Source organism: Photobacterium rosenbergii, assembly GCF_003026455.1.
Lineage (GTDB): Bacteria > Pseudomonadota > Gammaproteobacteria > Enterobacterales > Vibrionaceae > Photobacterium > Photobacterium rosenbergii.
The window spans coordinates 13,345-30,968 of sequence record NZ_PYMB01000007.1 but is presented as its reverse complement, the minus strand read 5'-3'; the positions used below and the strand labels follow the sequence as shown (position 1 = coordinate 30,968).

Annotated in this window: 16 protein-coding genes and 1 tRNA gene; 6 read left to right on the top strand and 11 right to left on the bottom strand. The window is 47.7% G+C overall.

Annotated features, from left to right (window positions below; genetic code table 11):
• Nucleotides 1-83: 83 nt before the first annotated feature.
• Entirely contained in the window at nt 84-707 is a 624-nt protein-coding gene (gene clpP, locus C9J01_RS15840; protein WP_005369103.1) for an ATP-dependent Clp endopeptidase proteolytic subunit ClpP, read from the bottom strand.
• Between the two features lie 107 nt (nt 708-814).
• The gene (gene tig, locus C9J01_RS15835) at nt 815-2,119 is read right to left on the bottom strand and encodes a trigger factor (protein ID WP_107299111.1); all 1,305 of its coding nucleotides are present in this window, start codon (nt 2,117-2,119) and stop codon (nt 815-817) included.
• Nucleotides 2,120-2,580: 461 nt separating this feature from the next.
• On the opposite strand from tig, the gene C9J01_RS15830 reads away from it, so the two are divergent.
• Complete coding sequence (locus C9J01_RS15830) at nt 2,581-3,336, top strand: SDR family NAD(P)-dependent oxidoreductase (RefSeq protein ID WP_107299110.1); 756 nt, start codon at nt 2,581-2,583, stop codon at nt 3,334-3,336.
• 369 nt (nt 3,337-3,705) lie between these two features.
• Entirely contained in the window at nt 3,706-3,870 is a 165-nt protein-coding gene (locus C9J01_RS29795; protein ID WP_170114914.1) for a hypothetical protein, read from the top strand.
• A gap of 26 nt (nt 3,871-3,896) precedes the next feature.
• On the opposite strand, the gene C9J01_RS15820 is transcribed toward C9J01_RS29795, so the two are convergent.
• Nucleotides 3,897-3,973 (bottom strand) — tRNA-Arg (locus C9J01_RS15820).
• A 351-nt stretch (nt 3,974-4,324) separates the two neighbouring features.
• Between C9J01_RS15820 and folD the strand changes: the two genes are divergently transcribed.
• Complete coding sequence (folD, locus tag C9J01_RS15815; protein WP_107299109.1) at nt 4,325-5,182, top strand: bifunctional methylenetetrahydrofolate dehydrogenase/methenyltetrahydrofolate cyclohydrolase FolD; 858 nt, start codon at nt 4,325-4,327, stop codon at nt 5,180-5,182.
• A gap of 179 nt (nt 5,183-5,361) precedes the next feature.
• On the opposite strand, the gene galU is transcribed toward folD, so the two are convergent.
• Nucleotides 5,362-6,264: a UTP--glucose-1-phosphate uridylyltransferase GalU gene (gene galU, locus C9J01_RS15810; RefSeq protein ID WP_107299108.1), complete on the bottom strand. Its 903-nt coding sequence runs from the start codon at nt 6,262-6,264 to the stop codon at nt 5,362-5,364.
• 78 nt (nt 6,265-6,342) lie between these two features.
• Nucleotides 6,343-6,840 (bottom strand): transcription/translation regulatory transformer protein RfaH, encoded by a 498-nt coding sequence (rfaH, locus tag C9J01_RS15805; RefSeq protein ID WP_107299107.1) that lies wholly within the window; start codon nt 6,838-6,840, stop codon nt 6,343-6,345.
• A gap of 416 nt (nt 6,841-7,256) precedes the next feature.
• On the opposite strand from rfaH, the gene C9J01_RS15800 reads away from it, so the two are divergent.
• Complete coding sequence (locus C9J01_RS15800; RefSeq protein ID WP_107299106.1) at nt 7,257-8,645, top strand: peptide MFS transporter; 1,389 nt, start codon at nt 7,257-7,259, stop codon at nt 8,643-8,645.
• A 103-nt stretch (nt 8,646-8,748) separates the two neighbouring features.
• On the opposite strand, the gene C9J01_RS15795 is transcribed toward C9J01_RS15800, so the two are convergent.
• Nucleotides 8,749-9,792, bottom strand: a complete 1,044-nt coding sequence (locus C9J01_RS15795; RefSeq protein WP_107299224.1) for a response regulator — start codon at nt 9,790-9,792, stop codon at nt 8,749-8,751.
• Nucleotides 9,793-10,130: 338 nt separating this feature from the next.
• Between C9J01_RS15795 and C9J01_RS15790 the strand changes: the two genes are divergently transcribed.
• A complete protein-coding gene (locus tag C9J01_RS15790) occupies nt 10,131-11,006 on the top strand; it encodes a LysR family transcriptional regulator (protein WP_107299105.1) in 876 nt (291 codons plus the stop codon).
• Nucleotides 11,007-11,607: 601 nt separating this feature from the next.
• A complete protein-coding gene (locus C9J01_RS15785) occupies nt 11,608-12,207 on the top strand; it encodes a Yip1 family protein (protein WP_107299104.1) in 600 nt (199 codons plus the stop codon).
• Nucleotides 12,208-12,350: 143 nt separating this feature from the next.
• Here C9J01_RS15785 and purF read toward each other — a convergent pair whose 3' ends face one another.
• From purF to accD, 5 genes are all read right to left on the bottom strand, one after another.
• A complete protein-coding gene (gene purF / locus C9J01_RS15780) occupies nt 12,351-13,868 on the bottom strand; it encodes an amidophosphoribosyltransferase (protein WP_107299103.1) in 1,518 nt (505 codons plus the stop codon).
• Between the two features lie 147 nt (nt 13,869-14,015).
• On the bottom strand, nt 14,016-14,507 hold the full coding sequence (gene cvpA / locus C9J01_RS15775; RefSeq protein WP_107299223.1) for a colicin V production protein: 492 nt from the start codon (nt 14,505-14,507) through the stop codon (nt 14,016-14,018).
• A 64-nt stretch (nt 14,508-14,571) separates the two neighbouring features.
• Entirely contained in the window at nt 14,572-15,162 is a 591-nt protein-coding gene (locus tag C9J01_RS15770) for an SPOR domain-containing protein (protein ID WP_107299102.1), read from the bottom strand.
• A gap of 2 nt (nt 15,163-15,164) precedes the next feature.
• Complete coding sequence (folC, locus tag C9J01_RS15765) at nt 15,165-16,439, bottom strand: bifunctional tetrahydrofolate synthase/dihydrofolate synthase (protein ID WP_107299101.1); 1,275 nt, start codon at nt 16,437-16,439, stop codon at nt 15,165-15,167.
• Between the two features lie 158 nt (nt 16,440-16,597).
• A complete protein-coding gene (gene accD, locus C9J01_RS15760; RefSeq protein WP_107299100.1) occupies nt 16,598-17,530 on the bottom strand; it encodes an acetyl-CoA carboxylase, carboxyltransferase subunit beta in 933 nt (310 codons plus the stop codon).
• Nucleotides 17,531-17,624 lie beyond the last annotated feature (94 nt).

Genomic DNA, 17,624 nt, shown 5'->3' with positions numbered 1-17,624 from the left:
TTGCCTTTGTTTTGAGTGTATAACAACTCAAGTCTTTTTGCTCCGTGCAAGCGGCTAAGTCGCTGCACGGAGGCTAAAAAAACTTAGTCACGCTGACTCAAAACAGCGTCGACCAAACCGTATTCTACAGCTTGTTCTGCCGACATAAAGTTATCACGATCGGTATCGCGCTCAACCACTTCTAGTGGTTGGCCGGTGTGCTCTGCTAGCAAACCGTTCAGGCGCTGTTTGATCGTTAGGATTTCCTGGGCATGGATCTGGATATCAGAAGCCTGGCCCTGGAAGCCACCTAGCGGCTGGTGAATCATTACACGTGAGTTAGGCAGGCAGTAACGCTTACCTTTGGCACCACCTGCAAGCAGGAAGGCACCCATTGAGCATGCCTGACCCATACAAACCGTGCTGACGTTTGGCTTGATAAACTGCATGGTGTCGTAAATCGACATACCCGCAGTCACCGAACCGCCCGGTGAGTTGATGTACAGGAAGATATCTTTGTCAGGGTTTTCAGACTCAAGGAATAGAAGCTGTGCAACAACTAGGTTAGCCATGTGGTCCTCAACCTGACCGGTCAGGAAGATCACACGCTCTTTTAGTAGTCGGGAATAGATGTCGTAGGAACGTTCACCACGAGAAGTCTGCTCGACCACCATAGGAACCAGCGCATCCAAAATCGGCGACATGGCGTTTTTTTCTTGGTAGCTCATAACGTTATTTCCCTAAAATAAATGGCCCGAATGAAATTACTCTCACACGGACCATTGTTAGCAGAAGATTTGAAGTAAAGTCAAATCCCTACAGCAATTTCAGCAAATTATGCAGCTGGCTGCTGGTTCATCAGATCGTTGAAGCTAACTTCTTTTTCTGAAACCTGAGCTTTAGCCAGTAGCGCATCGATAGCTTGCTCTTCTAGAGCAACGTTGCGCATGTTGTTCATCATCTGCTCGTTCTTCTCGTAGTAAGCAACAACTTCTGATGGATCTTCGTAAGCAGAAGCCATTTCACCGATGATAGCTTTAACGCGCTCTTCATCAGCTTTTAGCTCTTCAGACTTGATCACTTCACCTAGAAGTAGGCCAACAACTACGCGACGCTTAGCTTGCTCTTCGAATAGCTCACGTGGAAGCTCAGGAGCGTTAGCAGCATCACCGCCGAAGCGCTGAGTTGCCTGCTGGCGTAGAACGTTGATTTCTTGGTCGATAAGAGCAGCAGGAACAGTAATGTCGTTCTGCTCAACCAGGCCGTTTAGAACCTGATCTTTGATGCGGTTCTTAACAGCTTGCTTCAGCTCGCGCTCCATGTTCTTACGAACTTCAGCTTTAAGACCTTCAACAGAACCGTCTTCAACGCCGAACTTAGCAACGAACTCTTCAGTTAGCTCTGGTAGTTCCTGAGCTTCAACTTTGTGCAGTTTGATAGCGAAAGTTGCTGCTTTACCTTTTAGGTTCTCAGCGTGGTAGTCTTCTGGGAAAGTCACTTCTAGAGAGAACTCTTCGCCTGCTTTCTTACCAACGATACCGTCTTCGAAACCTGGGATCATGCGGCCCTGGCCCATTGCAAGAGCGAAACCTTCAGCTTTACCGCCTTCGAACTCTTCGCCGTCGATAGAACCAGTGAAGTCGATAGTTACGCGGCTGTCAGCAGCTGCAGCTTCTTCAACTTCGTTCCAAGTTGCCTGCTGCTTGCGAAGCGTCTCAAGCATAGTTTCAACGTCTTCGTCTTTAACTTCTACTGCTGGTTTTTCAACAGTGATGTTTTCTAGGCCAGCTAGTTCGATTTCTGGGAAGATTTCGAAAGACGCTTTGAATACTAGGTCTTTGCCTTCAGCCATTTCAACTGGAGTGAAAGTTGGCGCGCCTGCTGGGTTGATTTTTTCTTTAACGATCGCTTCGATGTAGTGACGCTGCATCACTTCACCTAGGATGTCCTGGCGAACAGATGCGCCGAACATGCGAGCAACCATTTTGATTGGTGCTTTACCTGGACGGAAACCATCGAAACGACGATTCTTAGCAATTTTCTTCAGTTCAGCGGTAACAGCGTCTTCGATGTTTGCAGCTGGAACTGTGATAGTTAGATGGCGTTCTAGACCTTCAGTGGTTTCAACGGTAACTTGCATTTTATTTAACCTCAAAACTTACTCAGTGCTATCTGAGTGATGTTGCCGATCAGTCATACTGACGGTGGCATCCTTTCGTGTTATGGCCGGCAACCACGCCCAAACCATAACGCCTTAATTCTGATAGTGCCTGCTTTCAAGGGCCGGAACCCACTCGGACAGGGACTAAAAACGCGGTATTATAGCGATCCTCAACCCCGCCGTCGAGACAGAGTGGTCGCACCGCAATCAAACCTTTCACACAAGATAGGGGCAAAAATTCCATTTACAAGGGAAAACCCCAAAAAAATCGTTTCCTTTTACGTTTTTTTGACCGTAGCCTGTTTTAACTGACTCTTTTCCCACCTAAACGCCGAATAATTACCGCGCAGACTGCCCTCTTCACCAACGTCTATTCGAACAGTGGTCTGAAATGCAATGTAGTGCGTATACATTGTTAGCTTTTGACAGAGGAAAGAGTAATGGCGGGAGATAAAAAGAAAGTTTGGATTATCGGTGCCAACGGTGGCCTGGGGTTGGCCCTTTGCCGCCATATACTCAGCCAAGGCCACCAAGTGACAGCCATGTCGCGCCAACCTGCCGCTGAACTGCAACAATTGCAATACGACTACCCAGGGCAGGCTTTGGCCGTAGCTTGCGATATCAGCCAGCATGATACAGAGGGGTTGGCGCCAGTCTCCGATATTTTTGGCCAGTACGGCTATCCAGACTGGACCATCAACGCCTCAGGGCTGCTTCATGGCAAACACACAGGCGACATGCCGGAAAAACGCCTGTCGCAGATCACCGGCTCATTCCTTGCTGACAATATCCAAGCCAACACTTATACCAGCATCGCGGTGGCCCAATACCTCGACACGCTATACAAACGTGACGAACCTTTTCGCTACCTCTGCCTCTCCGCCATGGTCGGCTCCATTAACGACAACCGCTCGGGCGGTTGGTACAGCTACCGAATGAGCAAAGCTGCGCTAAATATGTTTGTTAAAACCCTCAGCATAGAATGGCAAAGACGGTTCCCCCATGCCTGTATCGCTGCTATCCACCCCGGTACCACTGACACGCCTTTGTCTGTGCCTTTTCAAAGCAACATCAGTAGCGACAAACTATATACGCCACAACTTTCCGCCAAGCGAATTTATCGTGTCCTAAGCTCCCTAGCGGCTGAAGACAGCGGTAAGTTCTTTCATTGGGATGGGAGTGAGATAGCGTGGTGAAGCGATAGGTCCTGGGTCCGGGTCCTGGGTCCTGGGTCCTGGGTCCTGGGTCCTGGGTCCTGGGTCCTGGGTCCTGGGTCCTGGGTCCTGGGTCCTGGGTCCTGCAGGAGCGTTCACTGATAGCAATACAGCGTCAACCTTTTGCACTTCGCTTTTCCTAGGACCAGCTCTTACTAGGGCCTAGTTCCGGTTCCTCCCTGAACCCTTCCTGACAATCACCCTAATAACAAAATGGTTAATTTGATAAATCGACGGATAGCACAAATTTTAACCATTCCGATCGTTAAGATACTCGTTGAATATTCCCCAAGAGCATGCAGCAGTGTTTTAGCTGCAAATATCTTCGCTGCAAATATTAAGGACAAGACAATGAAAAGGAACAAGGCAACAGTGATCGCCTCATGGCAACCGACTAATGAACGCGAACAGCAGGCGCTCAAACAATTTCTGATGAACGAAATGGCCGGATGTACCAAGCAGCATCAAGGCGGCACGGGCAAAAAAGGTGTTGATTCGGGTCGATTAATTCGCTAGAAGCAGCATTATGAAGAAAGGGGAAATGGCACGCCCTGTAGGATTCGAACCTACGACCACATCCTTAGAAGGGACGTGCTCTATCCAGCTGAGCTAAGGGCGCATCATTGGTGTAACACTGGGTTACGGGACGGAATTATACGTTTCCAACAATGAACGTCAATGCCTTTTCCCCTATTTTCTCTGCATTTGCGCCTAAGTGACCAAACATAGTACAAATTGCATAGGCTATGGGCGGGAGGTTATTTAAGTTAACAATAACCACACTAAAACAGCAACTATTACCAAAACGTAAACAAAACCCACACGCAAACGTTTGCGCTATAGATCTTCGTAACATTCTCTGCGACAATACAACAATCAAGTAGCACCAGTAATGGCTCATTAAAGAGTAGATGCAATAACCAAAGCTACTTTGCCCCACGCTCAGTCATTTTCAGTTCAAAGGATAATCATGGCCGCTCAAATCATTGATGGAAAACTCATTTCGCAAACAGTTCGTCAAGAAGTTGCTGCCCGAGTTAAGGCTCGTCTCGATGCAGGCCTTCGTGCACCGGGGCTAGCCGTTGTTTTGGTAGGTCAGGACCCTGCCTCACAAATTTACGTAGGCAGCAAACGTAAAGCCTGTGATGAAGTTGGCTTTGTGTCCAAGTCATTCGACTTACCTGCCACCACAACCGAAACTGAACTGCTCGCCTTAATTGACGAGCTAAACAGTGATAACGAAGTGGATGGGATTTTGGTCCAGTTGCCTCTTCCTGCTGGTATAGATAGCACCAAGGTACTAGAGCATATTGACCCAGAGAAAGACGTCGACGGTTTCCACCCGTACAATGTTGGCCGTTTATGCCAACGCATTCCCAAGCTACGCTCATGTACTCCGAAAGGGATCATTACCCTGCTTGAGCGCTACAACATCGCCGTCAGAGGTAAGCACGCAGTCATTGTTGGTGCGTCGAACATTGTCGGCCGTCCGATGACCCTTGAGCTGCTGCTGGCTGGGGCAACCACAACCACTTGTCACCGCTTTACCCAAGACTTAGAAAGCCACGTTCGCCAGGCTGATATCTTGGTCGTTGCGGTTGGTAAACCTAACTTTATCCCTGGTAACTGGATCAAAGAAGGGGCTACAGTCATCGATGTAGGCATCAACCGATTAGACAACGGGAAACTGGCCGGTGACGTGGAATATGATATCGCCCGCGAACGCGCCCGCCACATCACCCCAGTACCCGGTGGCGTAGGCCCAATGACAGTCGCAACATTGATTGAAAACACGCTTCACGCCTGTGAGCAGTATCATGAGAAGTGATAAAAGCGGGGCCTAGATCCTAGATCCTAGATCCTTGGAAAAGCTGATAAATTTCAAATAAAAAAGCGAGAGGTTAACACCTCTCGCTTTTTTGAAACGTAATACAAATCTTAGTGGGTTAGCGCATTGAGCTCTTTGCTCTTCCCAGGAACTAGGAACCGTTTTTCCTAGGACCTTACTTACTTCACAATTTCCTTCAAATACGCTTTGAAATCCTCGCCTAGCGACTCGTGGCGCATGCCGTATTCAACGAATGCCTGCATGTAGCCAAGCTTGCTGCCACAGTCGTGGCTCTTGCCTGACATGTGGAACGCATTCACTTGCTGGTCTTCCATCAGCATATCAATCGCATCTGTTAACTGGATTTCATCACCGGCACCCACTGGCGTACGAGCCAACAGAGACCAAATTTCAGCAGGTAACACGTAACGGCCAACAATGGCTAGGTTCGATGGGGCTTCTTCACGAGCAGGCTTTTCTACCACTTTGCTCATGGCTACCGTTTCACCCGGCTTCAGTTCAGCACCATTGATATCAGCTACACCGTAGCTCGATACTTCTGACATTGGCACAGGCTCAACCATTACCTGGCTGATTTGAGTATCATTGAATGCATTTACCATAGCCGCCATATTCTCACGGCGAAGATCACTGGCAGTATCGTCCAAGATCACATCCGGTAGTACAACAGCAAATGGTTCATCACCAACCAAAGGGTGGGCACATAGCACCGCATGCCCTAGACCTTTAGCTTGCCCCTGACGTACATGCATGATGGTGACATCTTTTGGACAGATTTTTTGTACTTCATCAAGCAACTGACGCTTAACACGCTTCTCAAGCGTTGCTTCCAGTTCGAAAGAAGTATCGAAGTGGTTTTCAATCGAATTCTTCGAAGAGTGAGTCACCAATACAATCTCTTTGATACCCGCCGCAACACATTCGTTAACCACATATTGGATAAGTGGTTTATCGACGATAGGTAGCATTTCTTTTGGGATAGCTTTGGTTGCAGGAAGCATGCGTGTACCCAAGCCAGCGACAGGGATCACCGCCTTACGTACAGGGGAAGATGTAGACATAGTTTATTCCATTTAAAATTATTCAAACCACTATAACAAAGTCATTGCAATTTAATCCAACAATGCACTTTACATGGATTATTTTTTCATCAGATCTTCATTTTGAACACTGACTTTAACAGGTTTGCCAAGCAAATTAATCAGCATAAATGAACGCTTTTCACCGTCTGGCTCTTGGTAAATGGCTTCTATCCCTTTGAACTGGCCTTGAGTGAGCTTCAGTGTTTCACCCGGCTTAGGGAGATCAGATAACTTGGCTTGCTGCTCTTCAGAGTCTTCGTTGATCATCAAGCTGTAGATAAGGTCTGGGTTAACGGTTTGAGGCCGCGCACCCTGGCGGATAAAATCTGCCACCCCACGCGTTGAGCGAACCGTCGTATAGCTAATTGCTTCGGGGTCGAAATAAACAAACATATAGCTTGGAAATAGCGGTTCAAATGCCGTTACTCTTTTACCACGTACTATTTTCTCCACCGTCACCTGCGGGTAATAACACTCAACCCCTTGACGATCAAGATTGATCACCGCGCGCTCCTGCTCACTGCGCTTACAATATAGTAGGTACCAATCTTTCATAGCAATCTCAGTCAGTTAATCCTCTAGCTTTAAGTAATTATACCTAAGCTTCCCCAAGCGACAATGTTTTGCTTCCTTACACCCTAATTCACTCTCTGTTTTTGCATAAAGTGCATAACCAACCATAAATGTAATAATCATTAACAGAAACTACCCACAAACAATACAACCAAAAATATTTCCATAATCAGAACAAAAAACCATAAAAACCTAAAAAGTCAGAACTTTATTAAAACCGCTTCTTGGAAATCTGAAATTTCAATTTTGAGCGAATAGCGAACAAGTGCTTACCAATCAATACCTTGCATTGTTTTTGTTTTGTTTTTTATTTGTAACGATTTGCAGTTTAATAATTTGTCAATTATAAAAGGGGCGACATTAGCAAACACAAAACCAATTAAATTTAGAGAATAATTATGAGCAATCTGAATAGTGGCACGTTGTTAGGCCATCCTAAAGGTTTGTTCTTACTGTTTGGAACCGAACTGTGGGAACGTTTTTCTTACTATGCGATGCGTGCCATTCTGGTGCTTTACCTCACCGATAAAACCATCAACGGCGGTCTTGGTTGGTCAACCCAAGATGCCCTCAACCTTTACGGTATTTATACCGGCCTGGTGTATATCACCCCATTGATTGGTGGATGGATTGCCGATAACTTCATGGGCCAACGCCGCTCTATCATCATCGGCGGTGTATTAATGGCTCTGGGCCAATTCACCCTTGCCCTACCCAACAGCATGGTCGACCCACATTCTGTGACCGCTTTTTATCTCGGCCTAGGCTTGCTGATCATCGGTAACGGTATGTTCAAGCCGAATATCTCAACCATGGTGGGCGATCTATATCAGGAAGGCGATAACCGCCGCGACGGTGCTTTCACTATTTTCTATATGGGTATCAACCTTGGTTCACTACTAGCAGGTATCATCGCGGGTACCGCATCTGCGGCTTACGGTTGGAAAGCCGGTTTCCTTACTGCAGGTATCGGTATGCTAATCAGCCTAGTGACCCAACTGATTTTTGCTGAGCGCCTTCTAGGTGATATCGGTAAAGAGCCAGCGGCTAAACGTGCTGCAGCCATGAATAAATCAGGTAAGCAAGAGCCATTGACCAAACAAGAAAAAGATCGCCTGAAAGTTATTATGATCATGGGTCTGTTCGTGGTTATCTTCTGGGCAGGCTTCGAGCAAGCCGGTGGCCTAATGAACATCTTCTCGCAGCAATACACCGACCGTATGATCGGTAGCTTCGAAGTACCTGCAGCTTGGTTCCAGTCACTAAACCCATTCTTCGTTATCACCCTCGCGCCGCTTATTGCGTCTATCTGGGTGAAAATGGGTCCTAAAGAGCCAAGCTCTCCTGTTAAATTTGCGATGGGTCTGTTCTTCCTAGCAGCCGGCTTTGTTTGCATGATGGGTGCCGTAATGCAGCAAGGTGGTGATTTGGCGGTGAAGACCTCTATGTTCTGGCTAGTTGGTGCGTACTTCTTCCATACATTGGGTGAACTTTGCCTATCGCCAATTGGCCTATCAATGGTTACCAAGCTAGCACCGCTTCGCCTTGCTTCTTTGATGATGGGTGCATGGTTCGGCTTTAACGCAATCGCTAACTATGTTGCTGGTATCATTGGTGCACACGTAGGTGAAGCTGGCCCAATGGCTATCTTCAGCGGTATCGCTATCGCAGCAACTGTTTCTGGTGTGCTACTTCTTATGTGCTCTAACCAGTTGATCCGCTGGATGCACGGCGCTGAAGGTAAAGTGGTTGAAGAAGACGCTGAGCCACAACCTGTACAAGCATAATCAGACCATATTAGATTTGATTCTGAAATGACAACGGAGAGCCTCGGCTCTCCGTTTTTATTTTCTTTAATTTTATCTCGGCGTTTATCTCGGCTATTGAAGACTACCCTTTTCGTTTAAAGGTCAAACTGAAACTTGCTGAACCCATCTCACTTAGTGATAAACGCCCGCCTGATTCGGCAAACTTGAGGCTAACACTTTCATTTTTGCTGGCCTGATTACCGAGCCAAGGTTGGGCTTTGACGACCTGCTCGCCATCACTGGTTTGCAGCCTAGCGGAAAGCCCAGCGGAGGCGATGTTCAAGGTCCTGTCGGTGACATCAAAGATACCAAATATCGCCTTGATCGGAGAGGCGTAGCCGGAATGGCGCATTCCTTTCTCAATCAATTTGATCAGGCCTGATATGGTATTTTGATCGCCCATACGGGTACGAAGATAGTCATTGAAAAATGCTCGGATAAGCAAAGTCGTCGCTGTACCGTTATCGCCACCCGTCGCCGAATCGACCAAGTAAAAGGCCAACCTGCCATCTATCAGCCAGGTGTAATCAAGCAATACCGGCTGAACATCCGTTGCTTGCAACACACAATAATTCAACTGCCAATCACCCAATGAGGACTGGGTTTCAGGCATCAACCCCAACAACAGTTCCCGCGCAGCACGCGGATTAGCCTTAAGCTCTTCTATGTGCCATTCAAGCTCTTCATCTACCACGGTTTCTTCATCAATATTGACCCATTGACTGGAAAAGCCATGATTCTCTGTCACTGAATCTTCTGATTTCAGCACCGACATAATGGCTGACTTGAGCACCATAATGTTATCAAGCGGCTTGATCAGAAAATCCTTAACCCCATGGCGTAGCGCCGCCGCCACATCTGACATATTACCGGTTCCTGAAATAACAATAATCGGCACCATCGGATACTGAAGCGACACTTCTTCTACAAACTCCATGCCTGTCAGTACTGGCATGGCAAGATCACACAACAAAATATCAGGCATACCTTCACGTAACGCCTGCAAACCCTCTAACCCATTTTCAGCTTCACGCACTCGGCAACCCTGGCTAATAAGAAAGCCAGACAGCATGGTTCTAAATACTGGATCATCTTCGACGATAAGAACGTCTTTATCTTCAAGCAAAGCCTGCTCCCTGACTGAAGAATGATAATGGTGCTTGGCACCTTCTGTGCCACCTGACTGTGAATGCGTACTCATGACACCTCAAACCACAGGCTTGACTAACCTACCAAAAGCATAGGTCGAAATCCGCTGATCGTCAGGGGATTCATTGTTTCGATGACGAAAATATTGAAATTTGTTAACAGCATCAAAATTTAAATTTTTCAATTACTAAGAATTACTACAAAAAGAAAAACACGCTATATCTTGATTTACAGCAAAAGTTGTCTTGAAAGCGTCATCTTTTTACATATTTTGTTATACAATTCCCCATTATAAGTTTTCAGTGTTGTACAGTTATGAAGCTTGACGATTTAAATTTATTCCGCATGGTTGTGGAGAACGGCAGTTACACAGCAACGTCTCGTAAGACCCAGGTGCCCGTTGCCACCCTAACCCGTCGTATTCAGGCACTTGAAGAGTGTTTGAATATCCGACTACTAAACCGTCATGCAAGGAAGCTATCACTGACAGAAGCCGGACAGAAGTTTTACGATGAATGCAGCCCTCTGCTACAAAGCTTGGTAGATACCGCCGAGCATGTCAGCGAAGAGTGTAAAGGGGCTGCCGGTAAGTTAAAAATTGCCGCGCCATCAAACCTGACTAAAGTCATGCTGCAGCCATTGCTCAATGCATTTATGAAAGAGCATCCGGCGATCAACATCCAGTTGATGATGAGTAATGACCCGGAGATCCTTGACCCAACAGATTGGGATGTGATTTTCCGTGTTGGCCCTCAGCGTGATTCCACCCTGATCGCTCGTAAAATCAATGCAGTAAAAGATATTTTGGTTGCCAGCCCAGAGTACCTGAAAGCCAACAGCGAACCTAAACATGCCCAGGACTTGCATCAGCACCCTTTGCTAAAAGGTAAGCCTCTCCTGCGTTGGCGTTTGACCAACAGCGACGGTGAAACAGTTACTGTATCTGATCGCGGCCGCTACGAAGCCAATGAGCTTAATGTCGTTCGCAAAGCCTGCATGGCCGGTTTAGGCATCACGCTGATGCCTGATGTCATGCTGGAGAAATACATCTCCTCGGGCGAGTTAGTGCAAATTCTTGAAAACTGGTCTTCAAACCAGCGCGATGTATACCTGATGTATAACCACCGCGATTACCAGCCAGAGAAACTTCGCTTGTTCATCGAGTTTGCTAGCGAGTATTTTAAGCTGTAAAGCCGGTAACCGCAGTTATTCAAAATCAACAAACGAGAGGCGAAAGTCTCTCGTTTTTTTTGGGCTCACGGTCCAGGGTTCTGTGGTTCTGTGGTTCTGTGGTTCTGTGGTTCTGTGGTTCTGTGGTTCTGTGGTTCTGTGGTTCTGTATGGATGTTCACCAGACAACACTTTGCTGTCAAACTATTATTCAAAATTAAATATTCACACTAGAAACGACTACCAAACGGCATTGTTGCTATTTTTACTGAATTCCTTTTTTCCCCATAGAACCTCAGGGCCGTAGCACCACAGTGCCGTTCTTTAACCCATTAGAACTACCTTTTCCATAGCTCTGCTTTTCACCCCATAGGACCGTAGGACCATAGGACCGCTGTTAAAAACCGTTTTTTGCTCCTTGCGAACTTTTTCAACCCCGACTAAATGTTAATAGTACTGGCACGAAAAGCCTTCCTGTTTTTGGGCTTATTGGTAGGCCATGCCGTAAACAGTAAGTATTAGCAAAAGAACACCAGCAAGAAGAGCACCACAAGTTCCACTTTCGCTTAGTAAGTGTTCTTCGATAACGGATGAAAATAAGCACGACTCAATGAGGAAGCATTATGATTCTGGGACACTTATTCGGTTTATATACCCACCCCAAGCAAGAGTGGCGGGCCATTGACAAGGAACACGAAGGGATTCAAAGCAGTTTGAGCCACATCTTACTGATTGCTCTTCTTCCCCCTGTCTTTGCCTTTATTTCTAGCGTATTTATCGGCTGGAGGATCGGTGTTGGCGCACCTATCTACCTAACCCAAGGTAGTGCGCTAGCTATGTCTGTGGCGATGTACTTCGCCCTAATCGCTGGCGTATTTGCCCTAGCATACCTGACCTATTGGATGAGCCACACCTTTGGCTCAACCCCGACCTACACTCAAGCACTTGAGTTAGCGGCGTATACAGCAACACCGCTATTTATGGTCAGCATCGCGGCGATCTATCCTCAGGTTTGGTTCCTGATGATTGCTGGGCTTATCGGTATCGCCTACTCCGTATACCTACTCTATACCGGTGTACCGATTTTGATGCACATTCCCGAAGAAAGAGGCTTTATCTACGCCAGTTCAATCGTTACCTGCGGGCTTGTATTGCTGGTATCAATCATCGCCGGTTCGGTGATCCTGTGGAATCTAGGGATTGGGCCGCAGTTTAGTCATTAAGGGTCAGGTTGATAGAAGCTAGTTCCTAGAAAGAAAAAAGCGAGAGTTTTTCAACTCTCGCTTTTTAATTATTCGAAGGTCTGGTTTTCGCTTCTAACGCTCTTCCCAGCAACTAGGATCTAGGACCTCGTGCCCTTTTCCCCTTACACCCCTTCGTTATGCAACTCGAGGTTAGCGAGGTCCTGCTGGATTTCACGCTTGATTTTTGAGTCTTCGCTGCGTAGAGATTCCAAGTAATCTAGGTAGCGCTGGTCGATATCGCCGGTGACGTATGAACCGCTGAATACAGAGGTTTCAAACTTCTGGATTTCTGGGTTGCCTTCAGCAACGGCATCAACCAGATCTTGTAGATCTTGGAAGATCAGGCCGTCAGCGCCGATCATCTTACAGATTTCATCGACTTCACGACCGTGGGCAATCAACTCGTTAGCCGTTGGCATATCGATACCGTATACGTTCGGGAAGCGAACTTCTGGTGCAGCAGAAGCTAGGTAAACCTTACGGGCACCTGCTTCGCGAGCCATTTCGATGATCTGCTCAGAAGTCGTGCCGCGAACAATAGAGTCATCCACCAGCAGTACGCTCTTGTCTTTAAACTCAGAGCGGATAGCATTTAGCTTACGACGTACAGATTTACGACGCATTTGCTGACCCGGCATGATGAAAGTACGGCCAACATAGCGGTTTTTCACAAAACCCTGGCGGTATGGCTTATCAAGGGTGCGAGCAATTTCCAATGCACTGTCACATGACGTCTCAGGGATAGGGATAACCACATCGATATCCAGATCAGCCCAGTCACGCTTGATTTTCTCACCCAGTTTCTGGCCCATGCTTACACGCGCACCGTACACAGACACTTTATCAATGAACGAATCAGGGCGAGCAAAGTAAACAAACTCAAACACGCAAGGGTTTAGGGTTGGGTTATCAGCACACTGCTGAGTGTATAACTGACCATCAAAGGTTACGTATACCGCTTCACCCGGTGCTACGTCACGCATGAAATCAAAGCCAACGGCATCCAGCGCTACCGACTCTGAAGCCACCATGTATTCAACCTGACCTTCAACTTCACGCTTACCTAGGCAGAGAGGGCGAATGCCGTGCGGGTCGCGGAAAGCAATCATACCGTGGCCAATAACCATAGAAACCACAGCGTAAGCGCCAGAGACCATACGGTGCACTTCGCGGATTGCATCAAAAATTTCTGCTGGCGTGATTGGGTACGTCTTGGCACTTTCCAGTTGGTTAGCCAATACGTTCAGTAGGATTTCTGAATCAGAAGTAGTGTTTACGTGACGACGCGCTTTTTCGAACAACTGCTCTTTGATCTCACCCGCGTTAGTCAGGTTACCGTTGTGAGCCAGTGAAATACCGTATGGAGAGTTCACATAGAAAGGCTGAGCTTCTGACGCGCTAGAGCTACCAGCAGTCGGATAGCGCACATGGCCAATCCCTACGTTACCCTGCAAACGCTGCATGTGCTTGGCTTCGAATACATCGCGAACCAAACCGTTCGCTTTACGCAGACGAAAACGATTGCTTTCTAAGGTAACAATACCAGCCGCATCTTGGCCGCGGTGCTGCAGCACGGTCAAAGCATCATAAATAGACTGGTTAACCGGGGTTGAACCCACGATTCCGACAATACCACACATGTCCTAAATCCTCGTCACGCTTAATTTGAAATTCAGCGGGTATCCGGCTTAGCCAAATACCCGCTGATAGCTTTTCCATTAGGTATCAGTAGATTAAAACTGAACCTGATACCCCAAGTTACCTTGGGTTTCATCCAACGCCGTTCGCTATAGCGCGCCCGGCAAAAAGCTTGATGTGTCTTTGAGGTACGTGAAGAACCATTCAATCACCACGCCAAACTGAGGGATCAACTGTGACTGCTGCCACCAGTCCGCATCCGCAAAGCCTGTGAAGGCGTCCATGAAGAATAGTACTGCGGCGACAATCAAAACGCCACGTACCCCACCGAACACAATTCCCAGTACCCGGTCTGTACCCGACAGGCCGGTTTTCTGTACTAGTTGTCCTATAACATAGTTCACTACTGCGCCGACAATCAGCGTAGCAACGAACAAGGCAGCGATCGCACTGCCATTTCGAAGCATCTCATCCTGAATATTAGTGAAGTAAGCGGCAAGCTGATTATAAAAATTGCTTGCGACGAAAAAAGCTGCAAACCAAATCACTAACGAGAGCGCTTCCTTGACAAAACCTCGGATCAAACTCACCAGAGCCGAGAAGCCAATTACGCCTAAAATTACGTAATCAATCCAGATCATCATTTGTTGTATTCGTATTGTTGGTGCGTATTCTAACAGAAAAAATGAGAACGCAAACGTTTACCTAAGGATTAAGTGGATTAAATCTGACCAATCGGCCCTTTAATCCGGTCAATTCTTCCAATTTTTTGATGTCACCCGACAGCTTTTGCTTCGACACATCTGGGCCGACAACAACCCTGGCCAAATCGCCTTGTTGTGGCTGTTTTGGAAAAACATGAGCTTGATAACCCGCTTTACGAAGACGCTCAACCAGCTGGTTGGCGTTATCAAAATTGCGGAAAACCCCCAATTGAACCACCCAAGCGCTATCTTGGTTATCCAATTTTGGCTCGGTCACAGGCTGTGGCTCAACCTTGAGTGGTTGGTTGGCCGCCTCGATGGCTTCAGCTGTGACTTCAACCGCTGCCGTTTCTTGCTGCGGTTCATCGACAACAACCGTTACCGGCTCAGGGGGTAAATCCACCTCTGCAAACTCCGGAGCAGGGATCGTTTCATATTCGATTTCATCGGTGGTTTCAGGCTGCAGCGGTATACTGGCAAATTGCTCCTGGTAATGCTGCTTTTTGCCATCGAACAAATCGGGAAGGAAAATCACCCCAATCGCCACCAAAATGATCGTACCGACCAACCGGCTCTGAAATTTACTTGCCACAGTTACTCCTGATTCTTTGCTTCAATGTGACTGGTTACCTGCCCCACAGTGTAAAAGGAGCCAAATACAATTACCATATCGTCAGCTGCAGCCTGTGTCAGCGCTTTGTCATAAGCGGCTTCTGGCGTCTGGTATGTCTCGGTTCCTGAAGGAAGGTGGGTCAAGATCTCCTCGGCGCTCGCGGCACGAGGGCCTGTTAGCGAAGCTGGGTACCAACAATCAACCACTTCCGTCATCTCAGCAATGGTAGCAGCAATATCTTTGTCATGAAGCATTGCCACCACAGCATGAAGCTTTTTCTTGCCGAGTTTCTGTTTCATGCCCGTAAGCTGCTTAGCAAAATACTGCGCAGAATGCGGGTTGTGAGCGACATCCATGATCACCAGCGGTTGTTCCGAGACTTTCTGCATCCGTCCCGGCAAGCTGGCATCTGCCAGTCCCTCAATCACGTTTTCATCGGTGATATTAAGCTCGGCAACGGCCAATGCCATCAGCGCTGTCGCAGCATTAGGTAGGGGTAGCGAAGGCAGCGGCAATTGCTCGAGGGTAAATGCCCCGCTCTGCCAGCGCCAATGATCAGCCTCGACACTGTACTCGAACTGGTAACCAACCTGGTATAGCTTGGCACCGATATCATCCGCATGGGCTGGTACCGTCGCAGGCGGGTTTGGCTGGCCGCATACAGCTGGTTTACCGCTGCGGAAAATCCCCGCCTTCTCATAGCCGATAACATTGATGTCATCACCCAGCCAGTCAACGTGGTCAACCGCAAGGCTAGTGATCACCGACACATCATGGTCAACAATATTGGTCGCATCCAAACGGCCACCCAGCCCTACTTCCAATAAAACGACATCAACCTGACGCGACTTGAATAGCTGAAGTGCAGCCAAGGTACCGAACTCAAACAAGCTCAAGCTGATATCACCGCGCTGTTGCTCAATTACGGCAAAGGCTTCGCTATGTGCGGCATCAGCCAATTCGATGCCGTTGATGCGAACACGCTCGTTATAACGCACCAAGTGAGGAGAACTATACACCCCGACACGGTAGCCGGCTTTAAGCAAAATCGCTTCCATCATGGCACAGGTTGAACCTTTGCCGTTGGTACCCGCAACAGTGATCACGCACGGTGCTGGTTTGGTTAGCTCCGCCTTCTGGGCTACGGCTTGTACTCGGTCAAGCCCTAGGTCAATAGCACTGGTATGGAGGTGTTCAAGGTAAGTCAGCCAAGAGGCCAAAGGGGAATCTGCTTGAGGTGCTGTCAATCCGGACATCATATTTCATTTCGTTATAACAATATGAGCCTTAATTTACCACTGAACGCAGCGAGACCAAACAGCAATGTCTTGATTATTGATACTGAGGGGACTTTTACAAAAAACAAAACGGGGCCTAAGCCCCGTTTCCCATTAACTTTTCAAGCAATACAAGCTTACTCTTCAGCCTGCTCGTTCTGCTCTTCAGTTTTCTCTTCAACCGCTTTTGCTGGCTTCTCAACAGGCACAACCATTGGAGAGTCAACCTGAGTCAGCTTGGCCACCAAACCACCGATGCGCTGGCGCATTTCACGGCGGTCGACAATCATATCAATCGCACCGTGCTCAAGCAGGAACTCACTGCGCTGGAAGCCTTCTGGTAGCTTCTCGCGTACGGTTTGCTCGATAACACGCTGGCCTGCAAAACCGATAAGCGCTTTTGGCTCACCGATGTTGATATCACCCAGCATCGCCAAACTTGCCGATACACCACCCATTGTCGGGTCTGTCAGGACTGAGATAAACGGCAGTCCCTTGTCAGACATGCGTTCAAGGGCTGCACTGGTTTTTGCCATTTGCATCAGCGACATTAGCGCTTCCTGCATACGGGCACCACCACTGGCAGAGAAGCAAACTAAAGCACAGTTGTTGGCAATCGCTTCATCGACAGCCTGAACGAACTTGGCACCGACAACAGAACCCATTGAGCCGCCCATGAAAGAGAACTCAAACGCACAGGCAACCAATGGCTGGCCCAGCAAGGTCCCTTTCTTCACGACCAATGCATCTTTCTCGCCACTCGCTTTCTGTGCTGACGATAGGCGATCTTTGTATTTCTTGGAATCACGGAACTTCAGCTTATCTTTCGGTTCAAGCTCTGCAGCAATTTCAACCTGCCCTTCTTCATCTAGGAAGGTTTCCAAGCGACGACGTGCCTTCATCCGCATGTGGTGGTCACACTTCGGGCAAACTTCCAAGTTACGTTCTAGATCGGCGTGATAAAGCACTTGTTCGCAAGAAGTACATTTGGTCCACACCCCTTCTGGGATAGACGCTTTGCGAGAAGAAACAATGTTGCTTTTTGTAAGGATCTTTTCCAGCCAGCTCATGAATGACCTTTTATCTTTTTATTTCCCTGCCCTTAGGGTCTTAGCACAAGTCTTTGCAGCAGAGAATTACAAATTCGTTAATTTACCGAGGTGG

Bases quoted from the DNA above. Each gene is read 5' to 3' on its own strand.
- clpP (WP_005369103.1), bottom strand. From the start codon at position 707: ATGAGCTACCAAGAAAAAAACGCCATGTCGCCGATTTTGGATGCGCTG.
- tig (WP_107299111.1), bottom strand. From the start codon at position 2,119: ATGCAAGTTACCGTTGAAACCACTGAAGGTCTAGAACGCCATCTAACT.
- C9J01_RS15830 (WP_107299110.1), top strand. From the start codon at position 2,581: ATGGCGGGAGATAAAAAGAAAGTTTGGATTATCGGTGCCAACGGTGGC.
- C9J01_RS29795 (WP_170114914.1), top strand. From the start codon at position 3,706: ATGAAAAGGAACAAGGCAACAGTGATCGCCTCATGGCAACCGACTAAT.
- folD (WP_107299109.1), top strand. From the start codon at position 4,325: ATGGCCGCTCAAATCATTGATGGAAAACTCATTTCGCAAACAGTTCGT.
- galU (WP_107299108.1), bottom strand. From the start codon at position 6,264: ATGTCTACATCTTCCCCTGTACGTAAGGCGGTGATCCCTGTCGCTGGC.
- rfaH (WP_107299107.1), bottom strand. From the start codon at position 6,840: ATGAAAGATTGGTACCTACTATATTGTAAGCGCAGTGAGCAGGAGCGC.
- C9J01_RS15800 (WP_107299106.1), top strand. From the start codon at position 7,257: ATGAGCAATCTGAATAGTGGCACGTTGTTAGGCCATCCTAAAGGTTTG.
- C9J01_RS15790 (WP_107299105.1), top strand. From the start codon at position 10,131: ATGAAGCTTGACGATTTAAATTTATTCCGCATGGTTGTGGAGAACGGC.
- C9J01_RS15785 (WP_107299104.1), top strand. From the start codon at position 11,608: ATGATTCTGGGACACTTATTCGGTTTATATACCCACCCCAAGCAAGAG.
- purF (WP_107299103.1), bottom strand. From the start codon at position 13,868: ATGTGTGGTATTGTCGGAATCGTGGGTTCAACCCCGGTTAACCAGTCT.
- cvpA (WP_107299223.1), bottom strand. From the start codon at position 14,507: ATGATCTGGATTGATTACGTAATTTTAGGCGTAATTGGCTTCTCGGCT.
- folC (WP_107299101.1), bottom strand. From the start codon at position 16,439: ATGTCCGGATTGACAGCACCTCAAGCAGATTCCCCTTTGGCCTCTTGG.
- accD (WP_107299100.1), bottom strand. From the start codon at position 17,530: ATGAGCTGGCTGGAAAAGATCCTTACAAAAAGCAACATTGTTTCTTCT.